General features: G+C 65.6%; 18 protein-coding genes. 8 read left to right on the forward strand and 10 right to left on the reverse strand.

Translation table 11 applies throughout. The features are described from left to right. Positions 1-17 precede the first annotated feature (17 nt). Positions 18-659, forward strand: a complete 642-nt coding sequence (locus tag AB0362_RS17860) for a LysE family translocator (protein ID WP_317809047.1) — start codon at positions 18-20, stop codon at positions 657-659. Here the strand turns inward: AB0362_RS17860 and atzF are convergent. Genes atzF through AB0362_RS17885 form a run of 5 tightly spaced genes read right to left on the reverse strand, consistent with a single transcriptional unit; the run spans position 584 to position 7314 of the window. After that, on the reverse strand, positions 584-2344 hold the full coding sequence (atzF, locus tag AB0362_RS17865; RefSeq protein WP_317809046.1) for an allophanate hydrolase: 1761 nt from the start codon (positions 2342-2344) through the stop codon (positions 584-586). The two genes, AB0362_RS17860 and atzF, sit on opposite strands and share 76 nt — an antisense overlap. Continuing rightward, complete coding sequence (locus tag AB0362_RS17870; RefSeq protein ID WP_317809045.1) at positions 2334-4346, reverse strand: 5-oxoprolinase/urea amidolyase family protein; 2013 nt, start codon at positions 4344-4346, stop codon at positions 2334-2336. Before AB0362_RS17870 ends, atzF begins: the two co-directional genes overlap by 11 nt. Next, complete coding sequence (locus AB0362_RS17875) at positions 4343-4984, reverse strand: urea amidolyase associated protein UAAP2 (RefSeq protein WP_317809043.1); 642 nt, start codon at positions 4982-4984, stop codon at positions 4343-4345. The genes AB0362_RS17870 and AB0362_RS17875 overlap by 4 nt, the downstream gene beginning before the upstream one ends. Next, entirely contained in the window at positions 4981-5763 is a 783-nt protein-coding gene (locus AB0362_RS17880) for an urea amidolyase associated protein UAAP1 (protein ID WP_317809041.1), read from the reverse strand. Before AB0362_RS17880 ends, AB0362_RS17875 begins: the two co-directional genes overlap by 4 nt. A gap of 3 nt (positions 5764-5766) precedes the next feature. Continuing rightward, positions 5767-7314, reverse strand: coding sequence for an amino acid permease (locus AB0362_RS17885; RefSeq protein ID WP_068049473.1), 1548 nt, complete (start codon positions 7312-7314; stop codon positions 5767-5769). A gap of 188 nt (positions 7315-7502) precedes the next feature. Between AB0362_RS17885 and AB0362_RS17890 the strand changes: the two genes are divergently transcribed. From AB0362_RS17890 to AB0362_RS17905, 4 genes are read left to right on the forward strand one after another with little or no spacing between them, the layout of a single operon-like run. Beyond that, a complete protein-coding gene (locus AB0362_RS17890) occupies positions 7503-8204 on the forward strand; it encodes a TetR/AcrR family transcriptional regulator (protein WP_149406793.1) in 702 nt (233 codons plus the stop codon). Then, positions 8201-8866: an SDR family NAD(P)-dependent oxidoreductase gene (locus AB0362_RS17895; RefSeq protein WP_317809040.1), complete on the forward strand. Its 666-nt coding sequence runs from the start codon at positions 8201-8203 to the stop codon at positions 8864-8866. The genes AB0362_RS17890 and AB0362_RS17895 overlap by 4 nt, the downstream gene beginning before the upstream one ends. Before the next feature lie 10 nt (positions 8867-8876). Further along, positions 8877-9317, forward strand: a complete 441-nt coding sequence (locus AB0362_RS17900) for a cupin domain-containing protein (protein WP_317809038.1) — start codon at positions 8877-8879, stop codon at positions 9315-9317. Then, positions 9310-10134 carry a fused MFS/spermidine synthase gene (locus tag AB0362_RS17905; protein ID WP_317809036.1) on the forward strand — a complete coding sequence of 275 codons (825 nt, stop codon included), beginning with the start codon at positions 9310-9312 and terminating at the stop codon, positions 10132-10134. The genes AB0362_RS17900 and AB0362_RS17905 overlap by 8 nt, the downstream gene beginning before the upstream one ends. 12 nt (positions 10135-10146) lie before the next feature. Here AB0362_RS17905 and AB0362_RS17910 read toward each other — a convergent pair whose 3' ends face one another. From AB0362_RS17910 to uraD, 5 genes are read right to left on the reverse strand one after another with little or no spacing between them, the layout of a single operon-like run. Further along, positions 10147-10908, reverse strand: a complete 762-nt coding sequence (locus AB0362_RS17910; protein ID WP_317809034.1) for an IclR family transcriptional regulator — start codon at positions 10906-10908, stop codon at positions 10147-10149. Positions 10909-10954: 46 nt separating this feature from the next. Further along, on the reverse strand, positions 10955-12355 hold the full coding sequence (locus AB0362_RS17915; protein ID WP_283347184.1) for a nucleobase:cation symporter-2 family protein: 1401 nt from the start codon (positions 12353-12355) through the stop codon (positions 10955-10957). Between the two features lie 12 nt (positions 12356-12367). Next, on the reverse strand, positions 12368-13258 hold the full coding sequence (gene pucL / locus AB0362_RS17920; protein ID WP_317809032.1) for a factor-independent urate hydroxylase: 891 nt from the start codon (positions 13256-13258) through the stop codon (positions 12368-12370). Between the two features lie 5 nt (positions 13259-13263). Next, positions 13264-13602, reverse strand: coding sequence for a hydroxyisourate hydrolase (gene uraH, locus AB0362_RS17925; RefSeq protein WP_317809030.1), 339 nt, complete (start codon positions 13600-13602; stop codon positions 13264-13266). Next, positions 13595-14278: a 2-oxo-4-hydroxy-4-carboxy-5-ureidoimidazoline decarboxylase gene (uraD, locus tag AB0362_RS17930; RefSeq protein WP_366236015.1), complete on the reverse strand. Its 684-nt coding sequence runs from the start codon at positions 14276-14278 to the stop codon at positions 13595-13597. The genes uraH and uraD overlap by 8 nt, the downstream gene beginning before the upstream one ends. A gap of 78 nt (positions 14279-14356) precedes the next feature. On the opposite strand from uraD, the gene AB0362_RS17935 reads away from it, so the two are divergent. From AB0362_RS17935 to AB0362_RS17945, 3 genes are read left to right on the forward strand one after another with little or no spacing between them, the layout of a single operon-like run. Beyond that, positions 14357-14752 carry a gamma-glutamylcyclotransferase gene (locus AB0362_RS17935; protein WP_032385160.1) on the forward strand — a complete coding sequence of 132 codons (396 nt, stop codon included), beginning with the start codon at positions 14357-14359 and terminating at the stop codon, positions 14750-14752. A 12-nt stretch (positions 14753-14764) separates the two neighbouring features. After that, the gene (locus AB0362_RS17940) at positions 14765-15589 is read left to right on the forward strand and encodes a TIM barrel protein (protein WP_317809027.1); all 825 of its coding nucleotides are present in this window, start codon (positions 14765-14767) and stop codon (positions 15587-15589) included. A 9-nt stretch (positions 15590-15598) separates the two neighbouring features. After that, positions 15599-16495 carry a 2-hydroxy-3-oxopropionate reductase gene (locus AB0362_RS17945; protein ID WP_317809026.1) on the forward strand — a complete coding sequence of 299 codons (897 nt, stop codon included), beginning with the start codon at positions 15599-15601 and terminating at the stop codon, positions 16493-16495. Position 16496 lies beyond the last annotated feature (1 nt).

The following is a 16496-nucleotide window of genomic DNA, read 5'->3' on the forward strand; positions in this document are numbered from 1 at the left end:
CGTGAAGTCTTGACCGCATGGTCTCGTACTCCGCAGTTCTCGGTGTGTTCGCAGTGGCTCTCGCGTTGGTTCTGACGCCGGGGCCGAACATGATCTACCTTGTCTCGCGCAGCATTTCGCAGGGCCGACGGGCGGGACTGGTATCGCTGGCCGGCGTCGCGATCGGATTCCTGATCTATCTGACGGCCACCAATCTCGGCCTGGCCGCGGTGTTCACGGCCGTGCCCGCCCTGTACACGGCGGTCAAGCTCGCCGGCGCGGCCTACCTCGCCTGGTTGGCGGTGCAGGCCGTGCGCGGGACGGTGTCGGCATTCGAACCGACCGAGCTGCAACAGGATTCGAACCGCCGGTTGTTCACGATGGGCTTGGTGACCAACCTGCTGAACCCGAAGATCGCGATCATGTACATCTCGGTCATCCCGCAATTCGTCGACCCTGCAGCGGGACACATTCTGCTGCAGGGATTCACGCTCGGCGGGGTACAGATCGTCGTGGCCGTAGCGGTCAACCTGGCAATCGTGGTGCTCGCCGGATCGATCGCGCAGTTCCTCGCCGTTCGCCCGACATGGCTGCGGGTGCAGCGCTACGTCATGGGCACGGTGCTCGGGCTGCTCGCGGTGCGAGTGGCGACCGATGGGGGCAAACCGGTCCCGGCGTGAGCTCTGTACGCGCGCCAGCCGCCGAGTTCGGTGATGTCGGTTCCCGCCTCGGCCGCGTCGTGCGCACAGCAGAATCCGGTGACCCAGCGACCGTCGGACAATTCGACCGGACCCAGGCCCATCGGTGACGGGAGCCCGGCGAGGAAGGTCCCGAGCGCCGCAGCGGACATGCGATAGAGCTCTCCGGAGATGGGAGCGCCGTCGCCTGCCCGCCGTATCAGGCCGGGTTTGGGCGGGGTGGTGTGCAGATCCACCAGCCGGTAGTCCGCAGTGGTCGTCACCTCGCCGCTGAATCGCGCACCGCGATCGGTCAACTGGTGATGCACCGGAAAACCGCGCAGATGTGCGCCGACGGCCAGTACCTCGATTCCGTCGTCGATCAACGACGGTGACTCGATTCCGCTCAACTGTGCGGCCAGGTCGATTGCGATCTGATCCTCGAACGCGGGTACGACGACCATGACCCCGAACGGAGTGCCGTCCGCCGTCGGAGCTCCGGGAACGGCGACTGCGGCCATGTCGAGCAGGTTGCAGAAGTTGGTGAACGTACCCAGTCGCCGGTTGATGCTCATCGGATCCGACTGCACGGCTGCAATAGTGGGATGTTCGGTGGTGGTGGGTAACAGTAGGCCGTCGAACTCGCTGAGGAGTGTGCGGGCTGCTGTCTTCGCTCGCGCAAGGGTGTCGAGATCGTCCACGTATCGATGCGCGGACGGCCCTGCGGCCGAGCGGACGATCGCGGCCACCGTGGGATCGGCACCGGCAGGCGCGGTGTCGAGGAACTCCCCCACGGCCGAATAGCGCTGCGCCACAATCGCTCCGTCGTACAGCAGTGTCGCCGCGTCGAGCAGCGCCGAGATGTCGACCTCGGCGTAGGACATTCCCTTGTCGGCCAGGCCGGCGACCGTCTCCCCGAATGCCCGACGATACGCCGGGCTGAGCGACGTCAGATCCTCACCTCGTGGGACGGCGACACGCGGCTGCGGGGCTGCGGCCAGTCGGACGTCGGCGGGCCAGGCCCGGCTGCGGGGATCGGTGGCAGTCGGACCGGCCATGACTTTCATGGCCGCAGTGGCACTGTCGAGATCACGGGCGAGAACGGTGACGCAGTCGTAGTCGGCGCAGGCGGGAACGACACCGGTGTTCGGCACGATGCCCAGTGAGGTCTTGATGCCCACGATTCCGTGGAAGGCTGCGGGTACTCGACCCGATCCTGCTGTGTCGGTGCCGATTCCGATGTCCGCGATGCCCAGTGCCACCGCGACGGCGGACCCGGAACTCGAGCCTCCCGAGACCAGCGTTGGATCCCAGGCGCACCGCACCGCGCCGTAGGGGCTGCGAGTGCCGACCAATCCGGTGGCGAACTGGTCGAGGTTGGTCTTGCCCAGCACCAGTGCGCCCTGGCTGGTCAGTCGCTCGATGGCGACAGCAGATACCGAAGCGGTGTAGGCGAACTCGGGGCAGGCGGCGGTGGTGGGCAGACCGGCCACGTCGATGTTGTCCTTGACCGCGACCAGTGTGCCGGCGAGCGGTAGATCGGCACCGGCCGCGAGTGCCTCCTCGAGGGCGACTGCCTCGGCCAGCACGTCGTTCTCGTCACGCAGGGTGATCCAGACCTCGGGCCGATCCACCTCGGCGATCCGCTTGTAGGCCTGCAGAACTCGCTCTCGCACCTCAGGCTGCATCGGTCTTGCCCTTCGTCGTATCGAATTCGCCTGCTGCCGACCACGCATCGCGCTCGGCACCGAAGGCAACGGCTTGCGTCGCGCGGAACTCGGCGATGGAGTCCGCGTTGGTCTCGAGGAAGTTCTCGTGCTCGGCCAGCGAGAATTCACCGTCGGTGATGTCCACTCCGCCGCCGCGGCCGGCCGCCAGATCTGCGCGCAGATCCATCAGTTCCTCGGGTTCGACCGAGTACCAGGAGATTCGGTCGAAGAACCGGAGCAACCACGGGGTGCCCTCCTCGAACGGGCCGTCACTGTAGGCGGCGCTGTGGTTCCACACCTGCGTGGTTCGACCCACGAACTGGTATCCGCCTGGACCCTCCATGCCGTAGATGCACAGGTATGCCCCACCGATGCCGACGGCGTTCTCCGGCGTCCAGGTTCGCGCCGGGTTGTACTTGGTTGTCACCAGGCGGTGTCGCGGATCGAGTGGTGTCGCCACCGGAGCGCCCAGATACACGTCACCGAGTCCGAGCACCATGTAGTCGGCGGCGAAGACGGTGTCGAACACGTCTGCCACCGAGTCGAGTCCGTTCATGCGCCGAATGAACTCGATGTTCCAGGGGCACCACGGAGCGTCGGCGCGCACACCGTGCATGTACCGCTGGATCGCCTCGCGGGTCGAGGGGTCGTCCCACGAGAGCGGGAGCCGAACCCGGCGGCTGGGAACCACGAGCTCCGAGGCCGCGGGAAGATCGTCCTCGACCTCGGACAGCAGACCCATCAACGAATCGATCGACAGCACATCGGGATTCACCTTCACCTGCAACGAGCGGATGCCCGGGGTCAGGTCCACCAACCCGCGCGGGGCGAGTGCCTCGACGCGCTGGTGCAGGGCGTGGACTCGGGCACGCAGGGCCAGGTCGAGTTTCATGTCGCCGTACTCGACGAGGACGTTGTCGTCTCCCGAGCGCCGGTAGGTGACGCACGTGTCGGCGTCGCGTCGGGCGAGGACGCCGTCGTCCCCGTCGCCGCCTGCGGAGAACACTGCAGGCAGAGAAGCGCGCCGAGCGAGTCCGAGTGATCCCAACGGCGCGGTGGCCGCGGCTCGCACCGGTACGAAGCGGATGGTGTCCCCGGGGCGGAGCTGGCCGAGCTTCCACCGCTCGGCGGCGACAACGGTGACGGGGCAGACGAATCCGCCCAGACTCGGGCCGTCCGGTCCGAGCAGGATCGGGGTGTCGCCGGTGAAGTCCAGTGCGCCGACGCTGTAGGCGTTGTCGTGAATGTTGGACGGGTGCAGTCCGGCCTCGCCACCGTCGGTCCTGGCCCACTGCGGCTTCGGCCCGATGAGCCGGACCCCGGTGCGATCGGAGTTGAAGTGCACCTCGTAGCGGGTGGCGTAGAGGGTGTCGATGTCCTCGCGGGTGAAGAACTCCGGTGCGCCGTGGGGGCCCTCGGTGACGGCGATGTCCCAGTTCGACGTCAGCACCGGCAGGTGTTCCATCGGTATCGGACCGAGAATCTCGGAATTGTCCGAGCGTCCGGCCAGGCCGATGACGTCGCCCTCGCCGAGGGTGCCGCCACGATGTCCGCCGAACTTACCGAGAGTGAACGTTGCTGCGCTGCCGAGATAGTCGTCGACCTCGAGGCTGCCCTGGATCAGAACGTAGACCCGTAGCCCGTGCCCGGTGGTGGTGCCGACATCGAGGGTGGCGCCGGCGGGAACCAGCACCGGCTTCCACTGCGCGGCCGATCGGCCGTCGATGCGCACCGGTACCGCTGCGCCGGTGACGCAGACGTAGGTGTCGGCGTCGAACGTCAATGCCGGCCCGGCCATGGTGGATTCGAGACCCGGGGCACCCTCGGGATTGCCGAGCGCGACGTTGCCGAGCCGGAACGACAGGTCGTCCATCGGCCCCGACGGCGGTACGCCCACCTTCCAGTACCCGATGCGACCCGGCCAGTCCTGCACGGTGGTGATCATGCCGGGACGCTGCACGGTCATCTTGGTCGCGTTCATGCTCGACCGCCCGGATCTCGCGTCACGATCATCCGCACCGCGGTGGGGTCGAATCCGTTGCAGGGGTTGTTGATCTGCGGGCAGTTGGACACCAGGACCAGCGTGTCGATCTCGGCACGCAACGACAGCTTCTTTCCGGGAGCCGACAGACCGTCGACGATGCCGAGCGTGCCGTCGGCGTCGACGGGGACGTTCATGAAGAAGTTGATGTTGGGCACCAGGTCCCGTTTGCCGAGTCCCCACTTGGATCCCTCGATGAGGAAGTTCTCGACGCACGCGTGCTGATGCTGGGTGTGGTGGCCGTAGCGCAGGGTGTTCGATTCCTTGGAGCACGCACCGCCGACGGTGTCGTGGTTGCCGACCTCGTCGTCGACGATCGTCATGATCGGAGTCGAATCATCGCTGCGCAGAACGGTTCCGGTGGTCAGGAACAGGTTCTGCTGAGCGGTGACGGTGGCGGGGGCGGAGTAACGGATCGAGTGATCGTGCGCGCCGTACATCAGGGTGTCGACGGCTTGATTGCCGTGCAGATCGACGATCGTCAGTACGTCACCGGCTTCGACGACGGCGGACCACGGGCCGAATGCGGGGGCGATCTCGTCACGAACGATCGTGGTCTCGAGGGTGCTGGCGGTCATTGCGCTGCCTTCCATGCGTTCTCGGTGTTCTGTACTGCGCGCTGGTATTCCGGTTCGGTGTTGTCGAGGGTGAGTAGTTCCTCGGGTGCTCGCCACGCCAGCACGTCGAGGGCCGTCGTAGGGAACTCGGACCTCGGGTCGAGCGGGTGAGCGGTGTTGGCCAGCAACGCGATCACCGGCAGGTGGATCAGCAGATCCACCGACTTCCCCGCTCCCGCCGAGCCGGTGCCGACCAGAGCCCCGTCGGCGTCGACTCTCACGCCGTGAAAGAAGGACAGGGACGGTGCGACGTCGCGTGGTTCCAGTCCATGCTTCGCCGCGGCCAGCGTGAACAGTTCGCGGCCTGCGGGAGCGGACGAATGTGGTCCGCTGACTCCGTATTTCGCGGTGTTGGTAGCGGTGGAGGTGGTGCCGCACAGGGCGTCGTGGTGGCCGGAGGTGTCGTCGACGATGGTCGCCAGAACGCGCCCCTGATCCGAGAGCAGAGGATGGCCGGCACTCAGATACGCCTGCCACGGCACCTTGACGGTGTCGGCGGTGTTGAGTCGCTCCCACGGGGCGTCGGCGCGGTAGAGCAGCAGATTGGCGCAGGCATCACCGTCGACGTCGACGAGGCGTAGCCGGGTTCCGCGAGCGAGGACCTTGGTGGTGTAGCTGCCGCCGGGAACCGATGCTGCCCAAGTGAGCTCCGAGATGCCCTCCGGTGCTGTGGGTGCCGGCGCGACGGTCGCTTGGGATCGTGCATGTTCCTTGGCGGAATACGTTGTTGCGGTGCTCATGGTTCAGGCTCCGATCGTGACGGGCTTGGGGTGGGCTTTGCCGCGGGGTAGGCAGGCGATACCTACGACGATCACGGCCAGGACGGTCAGGGGTGCGGCCCAGCGCAGCAGTGGGAATTCGCCGGTGGGGTCGAAGATCTCGGCCCGCGGCCACGACAGGTTGACCACCATCAGGCCGCCGTAGAGAACTGCGGCGATGTTGACCGGCAGGCCGAGGCGTCCGAGGGTGAAGAGCTTCTGGCCGTCGGAGTCGTGCTGCACGCCGCCGTGCGGCCAGCCCTTGAGTCGCTGGATCAGCAGCGGGACGGTGACCATCATGTACGCGAGGTAGATCAGCACGATGCAGACGCTGGAGAGCGTGGTGAAGATCGCGGAGTTGCCGACGTTGACGGCCAGGATCGCCACGCAGGCCAGACCGATCAGGACCGAGGGTGCGATGGGAGTTCCGGTGCGCGAGTTGACCTTCGCGAGAGCCGTCGAGGCAGGCAGGCGTCCGTCGCGGGCCATGGAGAACATCAGCCGCGATGCCGCGGTCTGGATGGCGAGGGTGCAGATGAACACCGCGATGGCGACGTCGACCAGCAGTACCTTGCCCCACGGTGAGGTGAGGATCGAGTCGATGACGTACGGAAGCCCCTGCGTTGCGAGCTGACCGTCGGTGAGGCTCGGTGCGGCCATCAGTGCGCCGACGATCATCAGGCCACCGCCCAGTGCCGATGCGGAGAGAGCCAGACGGATGGTGCGCGGCGCGACGCGTCGGGGATTGCGGGTCTCCTCGGCGAGTTCGCCTGCCGAGCCGAAGCCGACCATGACGTAGGCCGCCATCAGGCCCGAGACGATCCAGGCACCGATGTAGCCGGGATCGGCTCCGGCACTTCCGGTATCGAACACCACCTGTGGTCCCCGCTCGGCGTGCGTGAAGAACACCAGCACCAGCGCGATGACGCCGACGATCTCGCAGGTGACGCCGATGCTGTTGATGCGCGACATCCAGTTCACGCCGATGCAGTTGATCGTGGTGGTGAGCACCAGCAGAATCGAGCCCAGCACAACGGCATTCGCGGCTCCGCTCGGTGAGGTGAGCGCGGTGTCCTCGCCGATCAGCTGGAATCCGCCCCAGATGCTGGGGAGGACGACCTGCAGTGCGATCGCGGCGGCGGAGGCGGTGACGATCTGCGCGATGATCATGAACCAGCCGGCGAACCATCCGACCAGCTCACCGCCCATACGCCTGGACCAGTGGTAGATCGCGCCCGAGATGGGATAGCGGGCAGCGAGTTCGGCGAAGTTCAGGGCCACCATGAACTGCCCGAGAAACACGAGCGGCCAGGTGAGGAAGAAGGCCGGGCCACCGAAGCTGAAGCCGAGTCCGAAGAGCTGGAAGATGGTGGTGAGAATCGAGACGAACGAGAACCCGGCGGCGAAGGACGCGTACTTGCCGAGGCTGCGGTGCAGCTGCTGGTCGTAGCCGAGGGAAGCCAGATCGGAATGGTCGGTGGTGGGCGAGGGTTCCGAACCCGAGCCCGGGGCCGGCAGTGTTGTCGAGCTCATGGAAGTCTCCTACGGGCGAGGTGGGTGGTGAGTGACCGCCCGCTGCATCGCCGAGGCGGGTTTCTGTCAGTTGATAGTTTTCGGCACCGCCGTTCCCTGGCGGTGTCCGTCGTGAAACAACCTCGTTTCGTCTATTTCGATCAGATGACAGAAATCTCACCGTCACGTCGACCTGACAAGATGCAGTCATGACCGGAGCAGGCAGGCCAAGGCTGAGCACGAAGAAGCGGCCGGGCGACACCGCTCGCGAGGAAATTCTCGACGCCTCGGCCGAGCTCTTCACCACTCGCGGATTCACAAATACCTCCACCCGCGTCATAGCCGACGCCGTCGGTTTGCGTCAGGCCTCGCTCTATCACCACTTCGCCACCAAGGACGACATACTCGACGCGCTGCTGAGCGGCACGGTCGATGCGCCACTGGCCGTCGCGCTGCGCATTCGGCAGTCGGGAGCCGAGGCGGCGACCCAGATGTACGCACTGGCCTACTTCGACGCCGGACAGCTCGGTGCGTCCACCTGGAATCTCGGCGCGCTCTATCTACTGCCCGAACTGCGCAGCGAGCGCTTCGAAACCTTCCGCGACCATCGGTACACGCTGATGAGCCTGTATGCGGACATTGCGTCGGATACGTTGGTCCAGCTCGATTCCGAGCGCAGGCCGGGTACCGAGGACCTGCCGTTTCGCCTGGTGGAGACCGTGGTGAACGCGCGAGCCGATCGGGAGAACGGCCGCCGGGACGCGACGGCGGACGCGGCCGGAATCGCCGAGGCCGCTCTGCGGGTACTCGGCTGGACCGGTGATGTCACCGCGTTGCATCGGACTGCGGAGGCCCTGCTCGAGACGGTCGTCGGAATAGTCTTCGAGCCTCGGTCCTTGCATTCGACATGACATCGATAGCAATAGTCGGAGCAGGTGCAGGTCTCGGAGCAGCAGTCGCGCGCAAGTTCGGCGCGCAGGGCTTCTCGGTCGGCCTCATCTCTCGTAATCAGTCCCGTGTCGACGCGCTCGCCGATCAGCTCGCTGCCGACGGTATCTCCGCGAAGGGATTCGTCGCCGATGTGCGCGACCCGGCCTCGATCGCGTCGGCGTTGGAGCAGGTCACCGAAACACTCGGACCCATCGAGGTGCTGCAGTACAGCCCGCTGCCGCAGAAGGACTTCATGCGGCCCGTGCTCGAGACCACCCCGGCCGACATGGTCGGGCCGGTCGAGTTCTCCATCTACGGACCGATCGCCGCCGTCCACCAGGTGTTGCCGGGCATGCGGTTCCTCGGCGAGAACAAGGGCACGATTCTGTTCGTCAACGGCGGCTCTGCGGTGAAGCCCGGGCGTACGGTCACCGGCACCTCCATCGCGTTCGCAGGCCAGGCCGCATACGCGCAGCTGCTCAACGAGGAGTTGGCGGGCGAAGGAATCCAGTTGTCGCAGTTGATCATCGGTGGTGCCATCGACGGCAAGGATCCGAAGAAGAGCCCCGAGGCTCTCGCCGAGCAGCTCTGGAGCCTGCACACCGAACGCGACAGGTTCCGGGTTCAGGTCTCGACTGACTAGGGTTGCGTACATGACGTCGCTGCCCGACTGGGCTCAGGCCCTCGACCTCGCACCCCACCCCGAGGGTGGTTGGTTCCGGGAGACCTGGCGCAGCGAGGTCACGATTCCACAGACATCTCTGCCCGACGGTTATCCCGGCCCGCGCGCTGCAGGCACGGCAATCCTGTTCCTGCTCATGCCCGGTCAGCAGTCGGCGTGGCATACCGTCCGCGGCACCGAGATGTGGCTGTACCACCGGGGTAGTCCGGTGCAACTCGACCTCGGTGGCGCAGGGGACGAGCCGGGGGCGGTGTCGGCGCTGCTGGTCGGGCCGGAATCTCCGCAGCAGATCGTGCCGCCGTCCGTGTGGCAGCGGGCGCGTCCGGTGGGCAAGGAACCGAGTCTGGTCAGCTGCACCGTCACCCCGGGATTCGACTTCGAGGACTTCAGACTCGAGGGCCAACGTGGGTAGGAAGCGGGCCTCGGCACCGGCCGGCTCCCTGCAACCCGGAGTGTTCGAAATCGATTCGGGCACCTGTGAATTGGTCCGTGACGCGTTCTCGGACGACGGGTGGGTCGTCAACGTCAACGACGTCCCGAGTTCGCACATCGACATGAACGACCCCACGGTGCTCGAGTTCGAGTACATGCGCTGGATCTCGGGCCTCGTTCGCGCGCAGTGGGATTCGAGCTTTCCGCTGCGGGCGCTGCACCTCGGGGGCGGGGCGTGCACCCTGGCGCGCTCGTTCACCGCGGAATATCCCGGGGCGCGTCAGGTGGTGGTGGAGCTCGACGGCAAGCTTTCAGAGCTGGTGCGCGAATGGTTCGACCTGCCACGAGCACCGCTGCTGCGCATCCGCGTCGGCGAAGCTCGGGCGGTCACCGAGACGCTCAGCGAGAACAGTCGCGACCTCATCGTGCGAGATGTGTTCGCGGGAGCAACAACTCCGGCCCCGCTGCTCACGGCCGAGTTCACCGAGCATGTTCGACGCGTCCTCTCCCCCGGCGGAATGTACGTCGTCAATTGCGGTGACCGCCGGGATCTGTCGCTCGCGAAGCAGGAGGCGTCGACCCTTCGCAGTGTCTTTCCGCACCTCGCGATCGTCGCGGATCCGGCGATGCTCAAGGGCAGGCGCTACGGCAACATCATCATTGCGGGCAGCGATGTGCCGATCGGGGATTCGCCGTCTCTGGCTCGGGAGCTTCTCGGTGGCGCTGTTCCGGCGCACGTGTGGTTGACGGAGGAAGTGCAGACCTTCGCGCGTGATGCGAAAGTGTTGCGGGATTAAGACGCTGCAACATCAAGACGCTGGGGTGTTGCTCGCGAGGTCTTTCGCCAGTCGCTCGGCGGCCGAGATCAGCAGCGGCACGAACTGCTCGGCCGATTCGAGGGTGACGCGCGCTGTGGGTCCGGCGATCGACATCGCCGTGAGGGTCGGGGCACCGAGTACCGGTACGGCGAAGCAGCGGACGCCCACTTCCTGCTCACCGTCGTCGATGGCATAGCCGCGTTCGCGGATCACCGCGAGGTCCTCGAGCAACGCGTCGAGCGTGGTGATGGTGTTGACGGTGCGGGGAGCCATGCCGAGGCGGCCGACGATCGCGCGGACAGCGTCGTCGTCCAACTGCGAGAGCAGCGCCTTGCCGACGCCGGTGGAATGCGGCAACACGCGCTGACCCACCTCGTTGAACATCCGCATCGCGTGTTCGGACGGGACCTGCGCGACGTACACCGCCATGTCGTCCTCGAGAAACGCCATGTTCGACGTCTCGTGCGTGATCCGGACCAGTTCCGCCAGATACGGCTTGGCCCATCCTCCGATCAACTTCGAGGCGCTGTCGCCCAGACGAATGAGCTTGGTGCCCAGTGCGTATCGGCGGGACGGCAGCCGGCGGACGTAGCCGAGCGAGACGAGGGTTCCGATCAGACGGTGCACCGTCGGCATCGGCAGATCGGTACCCTCGGCCAGTTCGCTGATCCCGATGGATCCGCCCGAGGCAGCCATGATGTCGAGCAACTCGAACGCACGCTCCACGGACTGCACCCCGCCACCTGCCGCCACAGTCCCACCTCGCATGTTCGTAGCTTCTACCGATCTCGATAGAACACTACTGGTGATGCCGCGTCGCCACCGGCGGTGCAGCGGTGACCACCGAGGGCGAGGGTTTCTGACCCATGGTGATGACGTTGAACAGGATGTTCAGCACGACGGCGACGATGCTCGCGGCGCTGATGCCGGAGTCGAGCACCACGTGGACCCAGTCCGGGAATGCCGCGTAGAAGCCCGGCACCGCGATGGGGATGACGCCGAAGCCGATGGCCACCGCCACGATGACGAGGTTCAGGTTGCCGTCGAATTCCACCTTGGACAGCGTCCGGATGCCGCTGGCCGCCACCGAGCCGAACAGCACGATGCCCGCACCGCCGAGTACCGGCAGCGGCACCGAGGCGACCACCAGTCCGAGGACGGGGAAGAGCCCGAGGAACAGCAGTACCGAGCCGCCGGCCGCGACGACGTAGCGGCTCTTGATTCCGGTGACGGCCACGAGACCGACGTTCTGGGCGAACGCGCTGGCCGGGAAGGTGCCGAACACGGGAGCGATGGTGGTGGCGACCATGTCCGCTCGCAGTCCGTCGCCGACGCGTCGAGCATCGACATCGGTGCCGACGATCTCGCCGACGGCCAGGATGTCCGCGGTGGTCTCGGTCATGATGACGAGGATGACCACCACCATCGACAGGATCGCCGCGATCTGGAAGGTCGGGGCTCCGAACGCGAACGGCTCGGGGAGGCTGAAGATGGCACCGTCGCCCACTCCGGAGAAATCGGCCTTGCCGACGAGGACGGCGAACAGCGTGCCGACGATGATGCCGATCAGGATCGACAAGCGCGAGAGCGTGCCTTGCACCAGCCTGCTCACCAGCAGCACCACCACGAGGCTGAAGGCCGCGAGCCCGATGTTGGACATCGAGCCCCAGTCGGCGGCCTGCTGATCACCGCCCATCGCCCACCGAACCGCAACGGGCAGTAGCGATATACCGATGACGGTGATGATCGTGCCGGTCACCACCGGTGGGAAGAATCGCACGATCTTGCTGAAGAACGGGGTGATGAGGATCCCGATGGCACCGGCAGCGATGATGGCACCGAACACCGAGTTCAAGCCACCCGGCCCGCTCGCGATGGCCACCATCGTCGACACCGACGCGAACGAAATACCCTGCACCAGCGGCAACTTCGCCCCGAAATAAGGCACTCCAAGGGTTTGCAGCAAGGTGGCCGCTCCGCTGACGAACAACGCGGCCGAGACCAGCAGCGCGATCTCGGTTCCGGTCAGTCCCGCTGCGCCGCCCACGATCAGGGGCGGTGCGATGACTCCGCCGTACATCGTCAGGATGTGCTGCAATCCATAGACGTACGACCTGCCGATCGACAAACGCTCGTCCTCGGGACGGGCGGGGTCATGCGGCGCACGGTTGTTGTTCGGCTTGCGCTTCGTCAGCTTCATGTTGCCTCGCTCCTAGCAGAATCCGGGCACGGTATCCCAGGCGCGGCCCGCGTCCGGGGCATCGTCGCGTTCCACCGTGGCCTCGATCAGGCCGTAGGGACGATCCGCGACGTAGAAGACCTCACCGGGGTTGTCGAGTCCGAACGGCTCGAGGTCGACGAGGAAGTGATGGATGTTGGGCATGGAGAACTTGATCTCACCGATCTCAGGGTGGGCTTCGAGAACCTGCTTACCCATCTGGAACAGGCTCTGCTGCAACGCAAGAGAGTGAGTGGACGCGAAGGCGTCGAGCATGATGGAACGGACGTCGTCGAAGGTCTTGTCGAAGTCCAGCTCCGTGGTGAGGTACCGCCAGCGGGCGCTGACCGACGTGGCCAGGATGCGGTCCGTGGTCTCCTTCAGTGTGGTGTACCGGTCCTTCGGGTAGCCCCAGAACTCCGACGCCGTCGAATTGAGAACCACGAGATCGCTGATTCCGGAGACGATGGAGATGTCTTCTCCGTCGATCGTGACGATCGTGTTCCGCTTCTCGTCGCCGGCCTTGACGAACGAGTGGTCGTAGCCGTCTTCACCGTTTGTGATACGCGACCACTGGTACTGCTCGATCTCCCAGCGTCCACCGGCGATCCAGTCGAAATTGCCGGTGAAGTGCTTCCCGAGCCGGAGCGCGAAGTTCTCGATCGCGCCGATGCCGTCCCGTGCGAACGCGTACACGGTGTTCTTCTGGGTGTCGGTCGCGACGACGTGGGCGTTGTCGCCCTCGGTGTGGACGGCCTCGAGGTCGCCGCGCAGCTGCGAGGTGACGCTGACGTCGGTGATGCGGTGGCGAGGAGTCTCGCGGTCGATCCGGACGAGTCTGCATTCGGCTTTGCCGTACTGGTTTGCTCCGAGCACGATGGTCATGGGTTCTAGCTCCCTCGATAGGTGGTGAAAGCGAACGGGCTCAACAGAAGTGGGATGTGGTAGTGCTGATCGGGTGCGGTGATCTCGAAGGTGACGACGACCTCCGGGTGGAAGCATTCGGTGTGTCGGGACGCGAAGTACGCACCGGTTGCGAAGGTGAGGCGGTAGATGCCCGGTTCGAGTTCGGTGGGACCGAGCGACGAGACACGGCCCTGCTCATCGGTGATTGCATCGGCGACCGGGGTGCCGTGGTGATCGGCAAGCACGATCGAGACCCCCTGCGCGGGAGCTCCTCTCGCCGCATCGAGCACGTGAGCGGTCACCTGACTCCTCGGGTCAGACATCGCCGAGACTTCCTGTTGCGCGAATCTCGGCGATCTCCCGCAGCTCGTGCTCGACGACAACGGCCTCGGTCTCGGGGTCGTTGCCGAGCCTGCTGTGCAGAGCATCGAGAACTGCGTGGGCATCCCGGCCGGCGGCCCTGATCAGAAACACCTGCCCGAACTGGTTCTCGTAGGCCAGATTTCCTGCTCTCAGCCGCTGTTCGACGGTCGCGTCGGAGATGTCGACGCCGGATTGCTCGTTACTCGCGTGCCGAGCGCCGGCGTCGTCTCCGTCGCGTTTCTCGCCGATGCGTGGATGCACGGCGAGTGCGCGGTGTACTTCCTCGGCTGTCAATGGCCCGGCAGCGTGATGGATGGCGTGACGTAGGGCCTGCACGTCGGTGAACGGCCGGGCGCTCAGAACTCCCTCGACCCAGCGAGGTACGTCGAGGCACAGCGAGAGTGTGCGTGCCGCGTCGGCCTCGGAGGCCGTGTTCAAGTCGGCGACTGTATCCGATTCCGCAATACGAAATGTTGATTCCACCAAATGAGCGTGACACCGATCACATGCAGTGTCAAGGGTCGATCTCGAGGCGTCCACGTCGATCCGTTCGGCGTTGCTGCACTGAGGTATTGGGCACTTCGGTCGTGCGGACCGTGCACCCGGGTCTTGACAGATCCACGTGGCGCACGCCACACTCGGTCCATCGAACGGAATATTAATTCCACAATACGGACTTTAGTCCTGCCCTTCGAGCCCGAGAGGAACGACTTCATGACGGAGCTTTTCTGCAACGGTGGTGCGATGCGTGGCGGCAGCCTGCACCACAACGTCTCGTCCCACCCGTTCGTGGGGACGGTGCGCACCACCCCGAATTACCGCTTCTTCTCGGTACGGGACGAATTCCCGGCGCTGTTGCTCGATCACACAGCCGGTGCGGCCATCGAAGGCGAGCTGTACGACATTCCGCTCGACGACATCCGGACGGCCTTCCTGCCGGACGAACCGCCGGAGCTCGAGCTCACCGTGGTGGCGCTCGAGGACGGGCGGTCGGTCCTGGGCGTCGGCCTGCGGCCAGGGGTGCTCGATGCGCAACCGGACGAGTTGACCGACATCACCTATGCCGGCAGTTGGCGTCGCTACCGCGGACTACCGCAACCTCAGAACTGAAAGGCACCGTGCATGAACACTTTCGCTGACTCTCGGCTCCACTACACCGTCAACTGTTCCATTCTCTTCACCGATGTTCCGTTGCTCGACCGACCGCAGCGAGCCCGAGATGCCGGCTTCGATGCCGTCGAATTCTGGTGGCCGTTCTCGAATCCGGTGCCGTCCGACGCCGATGTCACCGCGTTCGTGTCTTCCGTCCGTGATGCCGGGGTGCAGCTGACTGGACTGAACTTCGCCGCCGGCGACATGCCCTCAGGCGATCGCGGGATTCTGTCCGATCCAGCGCAGAAGCAGGCGTTCCGCGACAACATCGACGCCACCGTCGGTATCGGCGAACAACTCGGCACCACAGCGTTCAACGCCCTCTACGGAAATCGCATCGACGGCGTCGACCCGCTGGACCAGGACGAGGTCGCGATCGAGAACCTGGCGGCAGCAGGGAAGGCCGCAGCGAGGATCGGTGCCGTCGTGCTGGTGGAACCTGTCAGCGGCGCGCCCGCCTACCCGATCAAGTCTGCTGCCGGAGCCGTCGCCACCATCCGCCGCGTCGCGCGTGAGCAGGACGTACACAACCTGCGTCTGCTTGCAGACCTGTACCACCTCGCCGTCAACGGAGACGACGTGCCTGCGGCGCTCGATGCCCACCACGATCTGATCGGGCACGTGCAGATCGCCGACTCACCGGGCCGCGGAGAACCGGGTACCGGCTCGCTCGACCTCGGTGGACAACTCGCCGGCCTCGCCGCACGGGGTTACGACGGTTACGTCGGACTCGAATACAAAGCCACCCAACCGGACCCGTTCGCGTGGCTCGAACTGGCCACCACTACCAAGTAGGGATTTCTCATGAGCACCATTGCATTCATCGGCCTCGGAATCATGGGCAGTCCCATGTCCGTTCATCTCGCCAAGGCGGGCCATCAGGTGGTCGGCTACAACCTGACCCCCGATCGCACAGGTCCTTTGGTCGAGGCGGGCGGCACCGCAGCCGATTCCATCGCCAAGGCCGTTCATGACGCGGACGTCATCGCGATCATGGTCCCCGATTCTCCGGATGTGCAGGAGGTTCTCGCCGGTGAGGGCGGGGTGTTCGACAATGCTCGACGCGACGCGCTGATCATCGACTTCTCCAGCATCCGTCCCGACGTCACCGCCACGTTGGCTGCCGACGCGATCTCGCGCGGCTTCCGTATCCTCGATGCCCCGGTCTCCGGCGGCCAGGCCGGTGCCGAGAACGCGACATTGTCGATCATGGTCGGTGGCAGCGCGGACGACTTCGCCACGGCCAAGCCGATTCTCGACGTCGTGGGCAAGACCGTCGCGCACGTGGGCCCCAGTGGCTCCGGGCAGACGGTGAAGGCAGCCAACCAGCTGATCGTGGCCGGCAACATTCAGGTGCTGGCCGAGGCGATCGCCTTCCTCGAGGCCTACGGCGTCGATCTGGCAGCGTCGGTCGAGGTTCTCGGTGGAGGCCTCGCCGGTTCGGCCGTGCTCAACCAGAAGGCGCAGAAGATGCTGGACCGCTCGTTCGAGCCCGGCTTTCGTATCGACCTGCACCACAAGGATCTGGGCATCGTCACCTCCGCAGCACGTGAAGCGGGCGTCGTGATCCCCATGGGAGCCGTGTTGGCGCAGCTGATGGCCTCCGCTCGCGCCAACGGCGATGGTGGACTGGATCATTCGGCAATGTACCGCGGTGTCGCTCGGCTCTCGGGCTCCCCGATCTCGAGCAAGGACAACTGAC

This window comes from Rhodococcus sp. NPDC079359, assembly GCF_040702585.1.
Taxonomy (GTDB): domain Bacteria; phylum Actinomycetota; class Actinomycetes; order Mycobacteriales; family Mycobacteriaceae; genus Rhodococcoides.

Coding starts and splice junctions, on each gene's coding strand:
- AB0362_RS17940 (WP_317809027.1), top strand. CDS start 14,765: ATGAACACTTTCGCTGACTCTCGGCTCCACTACACCGTCAACTGTTCC.
- atzF (WP_317809046.1), bottom strand. CDS start 2,344: ATGCAGCCTGAGGTGCGAGAGCGAGTTCTGCAGGCCTACAAGCGGATC.
- AB0362_RS17895 (WP_317809040.1), top strand. CDS start 8,201: ATGACATCGATAGCAATAGTCGGAGCAGGTGCAGGTCTCGGAGCAGCA.
- AB0362_RS17870 (WP_317809045.1), bottom strand. CDS start 4,346: ATGAACGCGACCAAGATGACCGTGCAGCGTCCCGGCATGATCACCACC.
- AB0362_RS17880 (WP_317809041.1), bottom strand. CDS start 5,763: ATGAGCACCGCAACAACGTATTCCGCCAAGGAACATGCACGATCCCAA.
- AB0362_RS17890 (WP_149406793.1), top strand. CDS start 7,503: ATGACCGGAGCAGGCAGGCCAAGGCTGAGCACGAAGAAGCGGCCGGGC.
- AB0362_RS17885 (WP_068049473.1), bottom strand. CDS start 7,314: ATGAGCTCGACAACACTGCCGGCCCCGGGCTCGGGTTCGGAACCCTCG.
- AB0362_RS17915 (WP_283347184.1), bottom strand. CDS start 12,355: ATGAAGCTGACGAAGCGCAAGCCGAACAACAACCGTGCGCCGCATGAC.
- AB0362_RS17900 (WP_317809038.1), top strand. CDS start 8,877: ATGACGTCGCTGCCCGACTGGGCTCAGGCCCTCGACCTCGCACCCCAC.
- AB0362_RS17860 (WP_317809047.1), top strand. CDS start 18: ATGGTCTCGTACTCCGCAGTTCTCGGTGTGTTCGCAGTGGCTCTCGCG.
- pucL (WP_317809032.1), bottom strand. CDS start 13,258: ATGACCATCGTGCTCGGAGCAAACCAGTACGGCAAAGCCGAATGCAGA.
- AB0362_RS17945 (WP_317809026.1), top strand. CDS start 15,599: ATGAGCACCATTGCATTCATCGGCCTCGGAATCATGGGCAGTCCCATG.
- AB0362_RS17935 (WP_032385160.1), top strand. CDS start 14,357: ATGACGGAGCTTTTCTGCAACGGTGGTGCGATGCGTGGCGGCAGCCTG.
- AB0362_RS17875 (WP_317809043.1), bottom strand. CDS start 4,984: ATGACCGCCAGCACCCTCGAGACCACGATCGTTCGTGACGAGATCGCC.
- uraH (WP_317809030.1), bottom strand. CDS start 13,602: ATGTCTGACCCGAGGAGTCAGGTGACCGCTCACGTGCTCGATGCGGCG.